This is a genomic window from Mesobacillus boroniphilus (assembly GCF_018424685.1).
In the GTDB taxonomy this organism is placed as follows: domain Bacteria; phylum Bacillota; class Bacilli; order Bacillales; family Cytobacillaceae; genus Mesobacillus; species Mesobacillus boroniphilus_A.
In genome coordinates this window covers 22,896-36,393 of the sequence record NZ_QTKX01000003.1, presented here as the reverse complement: position 1 = coordinate 36,393, position 13,498 = coordinate 22,896, and the positions used below count along the sequence as shown (strand labels likewise).

Annotated in this window: 10 protein-coding genes; 1 reads left to right on the top strand and 9 read right to left on the bottom strand. The window is 45.3% G+C overall.

The features are described from left to right. Positions 1-258 precede the first annotated feature (258 nt). On the top strand, positions 259-717 hold the full coding sequence (locus DYI25_RS17540) for a DinB family protein (RefSeq protein WP_213371360.1): 459 nt from the start codon (positions 259-261) through the stop codon (positions 715-717). Positions 718-754: 37 nt separating this feature from the next. On the opposite strand, the gene xylF is transcribed toward DYI25_RS17540, so the two are convergent. The 9 genes from xylF to ligA all read right to left on the bottom strand — a co-directional run bounded on the left by xylF (position 755) and on the right by ligA (position 13,439). Next, complete coding sequence (xylF, locus tag DYI25_RS17535) at positions 755-1,831, bottom strand: D-xylose ABC transporter substrate-binding protein (protein ID WP_213371358.1); 1,077 nt, start codon at positions 1,829-1,831, stop codon at positions 755-757. A gap of 25 nt (positions 1,832-1,856) precedes the next feature. Then, complete coding sequence (locus tag DYI25_RS17530) at positions 1,857-3,395, bottom strand: response regulator (RefSeq protein WP_213371357.1); 1,539 nt, start codon at positions 3,393-3,395, stop codon at positions 1,857-1,859. Beyond that, positions 3,370-4,839, bottom strand: a complete 1,470-nt coding sequence (locus tag DYI25_RS17525) for a sensor histidine kinase (protein WP_213371355.1) — start codon at positions 4,837-4,839, stop codon at positions 3,370-3,372. The genes DYI25_RS17530 and DYI25_RS17525 overlap by 26 nt, the downstream gene beginning before the upstream one ends. Continuing rightward, a complete protein-coding gene (locus DYI25_RS17520; protein WP_213371353.1) occupies positions 4,836-5,813 on the bottom strand; it encodes a sugar ABC transporter substrate-binding protein in 978 nt (325 codons plus the stop codon). The genes DYI25_RS17525 and DYI25_RS17520 overlap by 4 nt, the downstream gene beginning before the upstream one ends. Before the next feature lie 197 nt (positions 5,814-6,010). Next, positions 6,011-7,186, bottom strand: coding sequence for a sugar ABC transporter permease (locus DYI25_RS17515; protein WP_249745534.1), 1,176 nt, complete (start codon positions 7,184-7,186; stop codon positions 6,011-6,013). A 12-nt stretch (positions 7,187-7,198) separates the two neighbouring features. Further along, complete coding sequence (locus DYI25_RS17510) at positions 7,199-8,719, bottom strand: sugar ABC transporter ATP-binding protein (RefSeq protein WP_213371351.1); 1,521 nt, start codon at positions 8,717-8,719, stop codon at positions 7,199-7,201. Between the two features lie 86 nt (positions 8,720-8,805). Further along, on the bottom strand, positions 8,806-9,909 hold the full coding sequence (locus DYI25_RS17505; protein WP_213371349.1) for a sugar ABC transporter substrate-binding protein: 1,104 nt from the start codon (positions 9,907-9,909) through the stop codon (positions 8,806-8,808). Positions 9,910-10,203: 294 nt separating this feature from the next. Next, the gene (locus tag DYI25_RS17500; protein ID WP_213371347.1) at positions 10,204-11,418 is read right to left on the bottom strand and encodes a CamS family sex pheromone protein; all 1,215 of its coding nucleotides are present in this window, start codon (positions 11,416-11,418) and stop codon (positions 10,204-10,206) included. A 14-nt stretch (positions 11,419-11,432) separates the two neighbouring features. Beyond that, positions 11,433-13,439, bottom strand: a complete 2,007-nt coding sequence (gene ligA, locus DYI25_RS17495; RefSeq protein WP_213371345.1) for an NAD-dependent DNA ligase LigA — start codon at positions 13,437-13,439, stop codon at positions 11,433-11,435. Positions 13,440-13,498 lie beyond the last annotated feature (59 nt).

The following is a 13,498-nucleotide window of genomic DNA, read 5'->3' as shown; positions in this document are numbered from 1 at the left end:
TATTGTAATTCGCTCGTATTTTGATCTTTCTATCGAGTTGGTCGAAATATTAGTGAATGTGGTCGAATTAATTCCAGATGTGGTCGAATTAATCGTTAAAGTGGTCGAAATATCCTGAAATGTGGTCGAAATAATCTCGTTTTCGCCAATAAAATTAAAAGTGTTTCAACCCGAACCACTTTCACACTCTTTTTAGAAGGTTATTTCAATTAATCTCACGAATATTTATCTATCATTCAAAAAAGGAGTCTATTTTACATGAAAAAACGCCATGAAGTGTTGTTCAATCAGCTGGATTCCTATCGCAGCTATATTTTAGTTGTGGCAGATACGGTTTCTGATGAGGATGCGGAGAAAATCCCTGCAGGCTTCAACAATAATATCCGCTGGAACCTCGGACATATTTACCTTGATCAATTTTTATGGATCCAGGCGGTCACCAAGGAACCGGCAGATGTCCCTGAAAAGTTCAAATCCTGGTTTGGCTACGGTACCTCCCCCGCCGATTTCACAGAGGAAACACCTTCCTTCAGTGAGCTAAAAGAATTGCTGAAAACACAGCCTGCCAGGATAAAAGAATCCTATGGAGAGCGATTGGAAGAGGAATTCGAACCAACTGAGATGGGCATGCATACAATCGAGCAAGTATTAACACGAACGATCTTCCATGAAGGGATGCATTTGCAGACGATACTCGATATAAAAAAGTGTATTTAAAAAAGCAAAGAGCGGGCGCTCTTTGCTTTTTCAAACCTCACTTTTTATAGACATCTTCCCTTGAATGAAAACCATCAGCAATAATTGTCTCATCCATATTGGATCTGTCTACAGCTATTGGCGGCAAAAGGACCGATGGGACTTCGATCTTTCCGTTGTTCACTTTTCTGTTGATCGCGACGGTTTCGCCTTTTGCCATCTGGACGGCAATTTTGGCTGCTGTTTGGGTTAATTCTTTGAGCGGCTTGTAAACGGTCATCGTCTGGGTTCCTTCCACAATCCGCTGGACTCCCGCCAGCTCCGCATCCTGGCCGGATACCGGAATTTTACCTGCCATTCCCTGCTCGGCGAGCGCCTCGATCACGCCGCCAGCCGTTGCGTCATTGGCACAAATCACCGCATCGATTTGATTGTTGTTCGCCTTCAATGCAGCCCTCATGTTTTCCTTTGCATTAGCCGGGGTCCAGTCCTTCGTCCATTGATCGAATACGACGGTAATATCCCCGCTATCGATATATGGCTGAAGCACATTGAAGACACCCTTTTTAAACAAGTGCGCGTTGTTGTCCGTGATGGCTCCGCCAATATAGACATACCTTCCCTTAGGAACTAATTGCGTAATCGCTTCCGCCTGGAGCTCGCCTACCTGTTCATTATCAAAAGAAACATACATATCAATATCAGCATTTTTCACAAGCCGGTCGTAGGCCATCACCTTGATTCCCGCCATATGTGCCTTCTTGACGATGGTCGCGGTTGCCTCAGCATTGTGAGGAACGACCACCAGCACGTCTACTCCCTGGCTGATCAATGATTCCGCATGCGCGATTTGCAGGACGTCGTCCCCATTCGCGGCTAAAATCTCTACATCCGCACCAAGCGCCCGAACTGCATCCCTGAACAATTCCCTGTCTCTCAGCCAGCGTTCTTCGACGAGAGTATCCATCGTAAAACCGACTTTGATCTTTTCACCATCTGCCTGTTTCACTTTTTGGGAAGAGGTGGAATGTCCTGGAGCGACAGCTTGTTCTTTTTCCGATTCGCATGCAGAGACAGCGAATACCAGGGACAGGATGCTTATGATTACGGCAAATTTAAAAATAACCCTTTTCATTGTCCATCTCCCATCCTCTGAAAAATCACTTTTTGCTCAAAAGAGTCTTCCTGTATTCCGTTGGCGAAATACTGCACATTTTTTTGAATACCTTGCTAAAATAATTCGGTTCATGGTATCCAATTTCGAAGGTGATCTCCTTCAAGCTTTTCTCTGAATCTGCGAGCAGTTTCTTTGCTTTTTCAATCCTGCATTCCGTCAAGAAGTCGATATAGTTTACACCCAGCTTTTCCTTGAACATTTTACTGATGTAGATTGGACTTAAGCCCACCTTATTCGCCAGGGCATCAAGCGAAATGTCCTCATTCGAATGTTCGGTAATGTATTGTTTGATCTGCTGGATTTTGTCGGCTTCAAGCCGGTCATAGGATTCTTCATGTACCTGCCTCATCTGCTCAAGCAAATGGTTTGTTTCAATCCGAAGCTGGCGGTAATCCTGTGCCTGGAGCGAATAGGTAGGCGTATCGATCTCAATGCCCAGCTCGCTCATCACGCGGGATGCCATCCAAAGCAGCTCCAGAATCCGCTGCTGCGCTTGTAAAAGATTTGTTCCAGCGTTTGCGTAGCTATGAATCACTTCCATGATTGTATCAACGACGAGGTCCCATTGTCCGAGCCGGACTTGATCAAATAACTGCTTTTCCCTTTGCCTTCCCAATTGTCCGTCACTGACGGCACCAAGGATCGGCATATCCGAATAAAAGCGGTATTTGACAGGGATTGATAAATCCATTGTAGCGTTCAATGCTTCCTGATAGGATTGTCTGATTTGATCCAGCGAGCCGTAGGCATCCCCGATCCCGATGAACCACCTAGCACCTGTGTCCGCTGTCGCTGATGAGAGTATGTCCCTTGCCAGGAAAACTGCCTGGGTCCGGTAAGACTTGTCTGGTTGTCGGAAAACAATGATCGGCAGCTGGCAGCCTGATAACGCTCCTACCCAACCGCTTCCGTTTTTGCGAACCTTTTCCTTAATCACCTGATAAAGGTGTTCAGAGCCCGCTGGTAGCATGACAACCATGACAAAGCTTTCTCTTGTGGATTTAATATCAAGCATTTCCATCAGCAGGTCGATATGGACCTCATGCACATGGTCATAAAGCAGCTGTGTCACCACATCAGTCTCGACGACGCGCAAGGCTTTTTCCAGTGCCTCTTGCTGAAGCTTATTTACGGCAAGCGATGCCCTTTCGGCTTCAATTTCCTCCAGTACCTTCCCAACAGTTTCGACGATTTCACGTGGTTTACTTGGCTTTAATAAATAATCCTTTACGCCAAGCTTCAAAGCGGTACGGGCATAGTCAAACATATCATAGGCAGTCACCATTACGAATTTCACTTCTGGATAATCGGCACTTATCTTCTCAATCGCCTCCAGTCCATTCATTCCTGGCATCATGATGTCCATCAGGATCAAATCTGGCTTAAATTCTCCAGCCAATTCAACAGCTATCTTCCCATTTTTCGCTTGTTCAACGATTATATCCGGATAGGCTCTTTGCAGAATCACCTGCATTCCATCCCGTTCAATTTGTTCGTCATCCACGATCAGGAGTTTTATCATGATGTCCGTCCCTCCTCGTTTTCGGTATGTTTAAGACTACTTTTGTTCCGCAACCCATTTCGCTTTGTATCTCGAGCACATCTTCATTTTCGTAAAATAACCGCAGGCGCTTCACGACGTTACTGAGTCCGATCCCTGTCGAGTGGCCTCCTGTTTGGATGACCTGCTGCCCTTCGAGGATTTGCCTGATTTTCTCCTCTGGCATTCCCGAACCGTCGTCTTCTATTTCAATTCGTACCTTGTCTCCATCATCTGAAATACGAAACCAAATGACACCGCCATTCTCCTCAGGCTCGACTGCATGAATGACAGCATTTTCGATGATTGGCTGCAGGGTCAGGCCGGGAATCTGCACACCTAGGCAAGCATCGTCAACCTCGATATGCAGCTGCAGACGCTCGGTGAATCTGGCTTTCTGAATGTCAATATACTGTTTTAAAACCGCTACTTCCTCAAATAACGTAACAGCCCTGTCCAGCCGTTTTAGGCTGTAACGCAATAAACCAGCAACATTCACAATCATATCGCTCGTTTCTTCAGATCCTTCCAGATAGGCTTTCTTTGAAAGGGTATTCAAAGTATTGAACAGGAAATGCGGGTTAATCTGGCTTTGAAGGCTGATTAGCTGACTTTCCTGAAGGAGAAGCTTGTTTTGCTGGAGTTCATGCTCGAGCTGGGCCTTCTCCTGGATTTCTGAAATAAGGTTATTGATATTGACCCTCATATGATCGAAGGTCTTGGCCAGGAAGGCAATTTCATCGTTGGAATCAACCTTGATCTGCAGGTCGAATCGCCCCTTCGACAATTCATTGGCTGCCCTCGTCAGGTTTTCTACCGGTCTCGTAATACTTAACGAGATCCAATAGGTTAATAGCATACTTAAGCTTGTGACCAGCAGGAACAGCCAGACACCCAGCTTGTTGAGTTCCTTAGATTGGGCAATGATTCCCCGGTACATCAACTCGTATGTCTTCAATTCTTTGTCGAGAAGAGTGAGCGATGTCTCGGAAATATACATCGAAATCCTTGTCGCTTCGGAAAACTCCTTCGCAGAATCCTCGGTTTCCTTTTCCGACTGAAACAGCAAAGCTCTGTCTGCCGTTTCCATCAGACTATCAATAAGATTCAAATAGTTTGTAAGCGCGAAATCATTTTCTGCATTTTTCAGCTTATAGACCTCGTATTTTGCATTGCGGATTTTTTCCTTGCTGTGGCTGATATTTTCTAAATTCGCCGGCGAAGGAAGCAGCAGGTAATTATTCAGGTCCGTGACAAGCTGCTGACTCGCTATCGATACTTCATTAAACCCCAGATATCTTTGCAAAATATTGTTATATTGGCTTTGTGTTTTGTGGTTGTAATATGTAAGCGCTATCCAAATTGCCGACATAAAAACCAGGACGACCATGGCGAGCATCCATATTTTTTTCTGTATTTTGTTCATTTTCTGTCCATCGCTTTCAGCATCCGAATATCCGTCAGGTAGCCATTTTTATCAAGAGGAACTGTTTCGTTCCTTAGCCATTTCATGATTAAATTGACACTAACAATCCCCATCTCCTCAGGGGATTGTTCGATTACTCCGTCCACCTGCCCGCGCATCAGCAGCGACAGTGAGTCCGGGGCATCGTCAAACGTATAAATATGGAAAGGCTCTACTTGCGAGCGTCTGCTGATTTCCTGGATCATCGACCCTGCAATATTTGCATTGACGGCAATAAACCCATCTGCGTCAGGCGTCTTGTTCAGCATGTCCCTGGTCGTCGCAATGATCTGGTCCCTTGCCTCGGTTGTTTCTGCATTGATAATCTTGATGTTTGGATAGTCTTTGAATACATCCTGCATTCCAGTTAACCGCTGATTCTGATAATATTCATGGCGGCTGTCAGACATCAGGATGATTTTCCCCTTGGAGTCAATATCTGAGACTATCTGTTTCGCAATCATCCTTCCGGCCATATATTGATCGGATCCCACATAAGTCCTTCTCAGGCTTTCTGTCATTGGCACATCATTGGCAACCGTGATGATCGGAATCCCGTAAAAAGCCGCCTTCACCTTCGTCAGATTTTTAAATTCATCTGAATCCAAACCCTGGACAATGATTCCATCAACCTTTGAATGAATAGCTATTTCAACTTTTTTCAGGAAGTCCTCCTGGTTCTTCCCATAACTGCCCCACACCTCAAGGCTCGCTCCCTCATCTTCCGCCTGCCTTTTTGCGCCAGCTCCTACTTTATCCCAAAAAGGTGTATCCAGCTCCTGCGTAATCAGCACTAGACGGTATTGAGACACCTTTGATGCAGCCCTCTCAGGTACATCCCAATCAGACCGAAAGACTTTTCCCGCTGATGAAAATGTAAAATAACAAAGAATCAGAGTTATAACAGTAAGGAGGGATATGCCTATTTTTCGCAAAAGAAGAATCTCCTTTTCTACTAGTAAATTAGTTTCATAATACCATCTGCTTGAGAATGTTCAATAGCTGAAGAACGAAACTTTAGGGAACAGTGCCCGGGGATTGTTGGAAGGTAATTTTAATAAGTAAAGGCCATGTGAAATGGATCGTTCTTTCATCAAACGATATTACACATAGCCTCTGCAATTTAGTATGGTTAGGCTTTTTTCCTGCGCGTCATGACATCAAAAATAACGGCTGCAGCCAACACCCCGCCACGGATGATGTACTGATAAGAAATGCCAACGCCAAGCAGGTTCATCCCGTTTGACAGGGAAGCCATTACGATGGCACCGATAATGGCGCCTGTTACTTTACCAACGCCGCCTGCTGACGAAACCCCGCCAACATAAGCAGCCGCAATGGCGTCAAGCTCAAACAATGTTCCAGCAGTCGTCGTCGCTGATTGCAGACGGGAAGTGAATAAAATCCCTGACAGAGCAGCCAGCATTCCCATCGAGCCAAAGACCATGTAAGTAATTTTCTTGACATTGATTCCGCTAAGATGGGCTGCTTCCGGGTTGCTTCCGACAGCGTAAATATGTCTGCCAATCACGGTTTTAGTCGTCAGGAAGTGATACACAAGGACCACAAGCAGCATGATGACTACTGTCCAGGAGAAACCGTTATAGCCTGCAAGAATCCAAGTAATATAGGCAATGATTGCTGATACGAATACTAGTTTCAGAGTGAAGATTCCTTTAGAAACTACATCAAATTGGTACTTGAGTTTATTTTTGCGTGTCGAGATTTCACTATAAATATAGATTAATATTCCAATAACCCCAACAATTAAAGAGAGCAGATGCAAACCATTCACTTCAATGATAGATGGAATAAACCCATTCCCGATGGCATTGAAATGATCGTCCTTGACAATGATTGTTCCTGATTTTTCCGTCACCTGGAGCAAAGCTCCCCTGAAAATGAGCATCCCTGCAAGTGTCGCCACAAAAGAAGGAATTCCGATTTGCGCGATTAGCAAGCCATTGAACATTCCGATGATGATTCCAAGCACAAGGATGATTGGAATTGTTAAATACACGGGCACGCCTTGCTGAGTAAGCAGGATTGCAGCGATTGCACCGAGGAAACCCGCCAGGAAGCCAACAGACAAGTCAATATGCCTGATGACGATAACAAGTGTCATCCCCACCGCGAGGACAGCGATATAACCTGCAGAATCAAGCAGATTGCTTATATTCCGCGAGGACATGAACAGCCCATCTGTCATGATAGAGAAAGTAAGCATGATGAATAGCAATGCGATATACATTCCGTAGTCACGGATATTGACTTTGACCAACGACCTTAATTCTGTGAAAAAGTTCAAAGGGATAACCTCCTATTGCGTAGCAAGCTGCATGATTTTTTCTTGATTTGCCTCATCTATGGACAATTCGCCTTTGATTTGCCCTTCCGCCATGACATACACTCGGTCACTCATTCCGAGCACCTCGCCAAGCTCAGAGGAAATCATGATAATACTCATGCCTTCGCTTATTAACTTGTTCATGATTGTGTAGATTTCAAATTTAGCTCCAACATCGATCCCGCGGGTCGGTTCATCCAGGATCAGCAGCTTCGGCCCAACGAACAGCCATTTGCCAAGGGACACCTTCTGCTGGTTGCCTCCGCTCAAGTTGCCAACCAATTGCTCGAGTGAAGATGATTTGATGTTCAAGGATTTTTTATAGTCCGTTGCAATTTTTATTTCTTCATTATCATTTATGACACCATTTTTTGAGACACCCTGCAAATGTGCAGCGGAAACATTGCTTTTGATATCCTGAAGCAAAAACAGCCCATCTCCCTTACGATCTTCCGTAACATAAGCTATGCCTGCTTTGATGGCTTCTCTTGGGTGTTTTAGCTTTCTCGATTCGCCGCTTAACAGCAAATCACCCTGAACCTTATAGAACCTTGGGTTGCCAAAAATACTTAATGCAAGCTCAGTCCGTCCTGAGCCCATTAATCCGGCAATCCCGATGATTTCTCCCTTTTTCACATGGAGATCGACATCCTTTACCACCTGGCGGCCCAATTGAGCATCATATGCTGACCAGTTCCTCAATTCAAGGATGGTATCCCCAAAGGTTTTATTCGCTCTCTTTGGATAGATATCTTCAATTTCCCGTCCAACCATGTTTTTAATGATGATGCTTTCGGCTACTTCCCCTTTGGAGGCGTCGAGTGTACAGATCGTCCGGCCATCCCGCAGAACTGTCGCCTGGTCGGCAATGGAGATAACTTCCTTCAGCTTGTGCGAGATCATGATACTTGTGATGCCCTGATTTTTCAGGTCCCCCAATAACTCCAGCAGGTTTTCGCTATCGTCCTCATTTAATGCCGCAGTTGGTTCGTCAAGAATGAGCAGTTTTACGTTTTTGCTTAGCGCTTTGGCGATTTCGACGAGCTGCTGCTTCCCTACGCTCAAGTCCTTCACTAGCGTTTCAGGGCTCACATCCAGCTTCACCTTTTGCAGCATTTCCTTCGCTTTCACGATGGTCTGGTTCCAGTCGACGATCGAACCGCGCTTTACTTCGTTGCCTGCGAAAATATTTTCATAAACCGTTAGATCAGGGAACAATGCTAACTCCTGGTAAATAATTGCGATCCCAGCATTTACACTGTCACTGATTCTATTAAACTGCTGCACGGCCCCTTCGAACACGATATCCCCGTCGTATGTGCCATAGGGATATACACCGCTGAGCACCTTCATCAGGGTGGACTTGCCGGCACCATTCTCCCCAATCAAACAGTGAATCTCGCCTTTTTTCACTTTAAAATTTACATCGGAGAGCGCTTTGACTCCTGTAAACTCCTTTGATATCTGGTTCATCTCCAAAATATAGTCGCTCATCCTGATCCCTCCCTTAACCAAACAACTGTTGCATTTACAGAATAGTGGCAGATTGCTCCGCCACTATTCCGCATAGATCATGAGTTTTATTCTAATCCGGTAAAATCGTCTGCTTTATAGTACTCAGAGTCAATAAGTTCTTTTTTTACATTTTCCTTATCTACAACGATTACGTCTGTTTGCTTAGCTTTTACTTCTACTTTGCCATTGTCGTAAGTACCAGTCGTTTCAGGCTGTTTGCCGTCAAGTACTGTAACCGCCATACCGATTGCATCTTTTACAAGAGTACGAACATCCTTGAATACTGTCATAGATTGCTTGCCATCGATAATGTATTGGATCGATGCCTTTTCCGCATCCTGTCCTGTTACAACAAAGCTTGATACATCGCCATCTGTAGCAAATACGTCAGCGATTGAACGAGCTGTTCCATCGTTTGGTGCAAGAATCGCTACATCGCCCTTCATGTCACCGCCTGCAGCAGTAAGATGTGTTTGTGCTTTGTTTTTTGCTTCATTTGGATCCCAGTTTGTTGTAACCTGTCCAAGGATTTTGCTTAGCTCATCACGAGTCAAATCAGCCTTATCCTTCAAAGCTTCAGCTTCGCTTGAGTTTGCGATCTTGAATGTTCCATCTGCAATCTTAGGTTGCAGCACCTTCCATGCACCTTCGAAGAACAAGAACGCGTTATTGTCAGAAGCAGCACCAGCATATAGGTATAGTGGAACTTCAGAACCCTTTGCGTTGTCGATCAAATATTGTGCCTGTGCAGCACCTACAGCCAGGCTGTCAAACGTTACATAGTAATCAACTGCATCTGTATTCGTAATCAAACGGTCATAAGAAATAACTGTGATGTCTTCCTTTTTAGCAGCTTCTACTGCAGCCGCTGCAGCATCGCCATCCTGAGGGCTGATGATCAGAACCTTGATTCCTTTGTTGATCAAAGTTTCAACGTTTTCCTTTTCCTTTGCAGAAGATCCCTGACTAAAAAGAATTTCAGTCGAGTACTTTGTATCTGCTAAAGCATCTTTGAAACGCTGTTCATCCTGTACCCAACGAGGTTCATCCTTAGTCGGAAGAACGATACCAACGTTAACCTCGCCTCCACCGTTGTTACATCCAGCAGCCAGCACCGTAAACATAAGCACGGTTAGCATAAGAGAAATCAATTTCCAAGCTTTCTTCATTCCCATTCCCCTTTCAAACTTGTATTTATTTGCTTACATGATAATTATAGCTTGGGGAAATAAACGTGAAAGCGCTATCACTAGTACTCTTTTAACATCGTCTGCATTTTTTTAATGTGGACGAGCTTAATATATAAAAAAAGCAAAGAGGCGATGCTCTTTGCTTAAAAACATGAGATTTATAGAATCACTTCTGCTTCTGCTCTGCCGCGGCTTATGCTCTGTGATGGTATTAATAATTCCGTGCTGTGCGGTAACAAAAAAAGCAAAGAGCCCAATGCTCTTTGCTACACCTTACTGATAAATATGCACAAATGGTTCATCCTGATCCGGCTTTTTAACGATCAAGGCTTCCTGTCCCAGTACGGATGATACGCTGACCTGCACGGACATATAGTTAGGGAAGTGCTCCATGACCAGTCCCGTTACATACTGGGTGAATCCAATCGCTTCTGCTTCGCCGTAAAACTGGATAGGTATTTCAATGTTTAATTCCTGAAGCTGGCCATCGAGATAAAAGCCTTTGCCGATGACGCCGTTGAAGTTAGGGAAATATTCCTCAACATCCTGCTTGAAGTTCTGGAAGAATGTCAAGTCATCCCTGTGGTCCTTCTCGGCTTTATCTGACGGGAACAGGATATATTCTTCTTTTACATCTTTCCAGTTGCCGATCTTGTTGCTGCCCTGGGAAACTTCTGTATAGGAGAAAAAGTTTCCTGGGACAACAGATGATCGACTTTCTTGTTCAAACAACCCAATCGTAATCGGAACATTATTCAACTCTTCGATTCCTCTTATCCTGTTGACGACTTCCTGGGCGATTTTTTTGCCTTCTGCTTCAAGAACTTTACGAGTAATGTTTTTTTCGTACACTGCCCCATAAGCTTCCTCACGATAATAGTGGACGGAATTCAGCGCCAGTCCGATTGCGATGCCGCCAAGCTGGTACGTATCCTTTTCCCCTGATTGGACGAGATAATTATGCTCCAGGATGTGCGCAAGATAAATAGGATTCTTTTTATTCCGGTCGTGGACATCTCCCTTGCCAGGGTCGGCAGGATTCAGTCCCAGGTTTTTCACTTCAATCTTCTTCTTATTTTTATTTTCGGGTTTAGCCTTCAATTCTTTTTCCCTGGCCTCGACCTGGGCAGGGGTCATTTCGCGCTCCAGCCAGGATGACACGGTACTGCCGTCAAGATACTGGCCTTCCTTGAAAACGTACTGATCTGTAGGAAATGTATTTTGGGCAATCCTCATCAGACCTGTCTCAAATTCAGTAATATCATAGCGTGAATTCAGATTGTTGACGACCATGCCGCGTGCTTCCCCTGGCTCGAACGGCATGATTGTACGGTAATATTTGTCCGAAATCTTGTATTTCGGGATAATCGCTTTTTCCTTTGTATCATCATCCTTCTCCTGGACGACCTCTTCCTGTTTTTGAAAATTAGGAGCACAGGCCGTCAACAGAAGGACAAGAGATAGAGCGACCATTGAGAGCTTTCTCATGGCGAGTACACCTCTTATTTTTTTAATTCTTCAAGCATTCTCTCCTCGTTCCACACTTCAATCCCCAGGCTTTCTGCTTTTGTAAGCTTCGAACCTGCATCTTCACCGGCAATGACTAAATCGGTTTTCTTGCTGACGCTGCCGGCCACATTGCCGCCAAGCGCCTCGATTTTTTCTTTGGCTTCATTTCGGCCCATTTGCTCGAGTTTCCCAGTTAACACGATTGTTTTACCGGCAAAAAATGAATCCGATTCTTCTGCGTTAACCTTCTTAGGCCCTTTATATTCCATATTGACGCCAACAGTCTTCAGTTCGGAAACAAGTTCGCTCACTTCATCACTGTCAAAATAAGTGACGATGGAGTCGGCCATTTTGTCGCCGATTTCATTGATGGCCGTCAATTCTTCCTTCGTTGCCTTCATCAGGTTATCCATTGTTTCGAATTCCTGTGCCAATGTCTTCGCGGCTTTTGCTCCAACCAGACGGATGCCGAGTCCGAACAACAGCTTTTCCAAAGAATTATCCTTCGTGGCTTCAATCGCTGACAGCAAATTGTTGACTGACTTCTCTCCCATTCGTTCAAGAGCCAGCAGCTGCTCGCGCGTCAGCTTGTAAATATCAGCAACATCCTTGATCAGCTCTTCAGCAAACAGCTGGCTGACCACTCTTTCACCAAGTCCGTCAATGTTCATCGCATCGCGGGAAACAAAGTGGATCAATCCTTCCCTGATCTGGGCCGGGCATTTTGGATTGATGCAGCGAAGCGCTACTTCGCCTTCAATCCTGACAAGCTCGCTGCCGCATTCAGGGCACTCACTTGGCATATGGAACTCAATTTCTTCGCCTGTACGCTGCTCGGCAAGGACATTGACGACTTCCGGAATGATATCTCCTGCTTTTTTGATGACGACTTTGTCGCCGATTTTGATATCTTTTTCTCGGATTAAGTCTTCATTGTGCAAGGAAGCACGTCCAACCGTCGTACCTGCTACCTGTACCGGTTCAAGAATGGCAGTTGGCGTGACAACACCTGTACGGCCGACACTCAATTCTATATCCTTTAAAGTCGTTACGACTTCTTCGGCAGGGAACTTAAAGGCGATTGCCCAGCGAGGACTTTTCGCCGTCGTACCAAGCTCGGCCTGCTGATCAAGAGAATCCACCTTGATGACGATGCCATCAATATCATACGGAAGATCAGGCCGCTTTTCGACCCAGCTGTTCACATAGTCAATGACACCTTCAATGCTATCCACTTTTCGTCGCTCTTTATTCGCCTTAAATCCGAGCTTCTCCAGATAATCTAGTCCCTCGCTATGCGCACGGATGCCCGTATCCCCGACATTTGCGATTCCATAAAGGAACACATCCAGATTCCTCGATGCGGCAATCTTCGGATCAAGCTGGCGAAGGGAGCCGGCGGCCGCATTGCGCGGATTGGCAAATGGCTCTTCCTCTTTTTCTTTCCTTGCTTTATTCAATGCTTCGAATGATTTCTTCGGCATGAAAGCCTCTCCGCGCACTTCAAGCGAAACCTGCTCTTTCAGGCGGATTGGCAAAGAACGGATTGTCTTCAGATTAGACGTAATATCCTCACCTGTCGTTCCATCGCCGCGAGTCGCACCGCGGACAAGCAGCCCGTCTTCATAAATAAGCGATACTGCGAGCCCATCAATCTTCAACTCGCAAACATAAGAAACATTGTCGCCAACACCCTGGCGGACACGGCGGTCAAAATCGCGAAGGTCCTGCTCGTCAAAGGCATTTCCAAGACTCAGCATTGGAATGGCATGCTGAACCTTGTTGAACATCGTTAAAATCTCTCCCCCAACACGCTGTGTAGGGGAATCGGGAGTCTGCAGTTCTGGGAATTGCTCCTCGATTTCAATCAGTTCCCTCAGCAGCCGGTCGTATTCCGCATCTGGAACCGACGGTTGGTCAAGCACATGATATTCATAACTATATTGATTAAGCAGATTTTGCAAATCCTTGGCTTTTTTCTCAGCGCTCTGAAAATCCATAAATCCAGCCCTTTCATAACCGAAAAGCACAAGCGCCTTGGTCAGCCCCGACAAGCGAC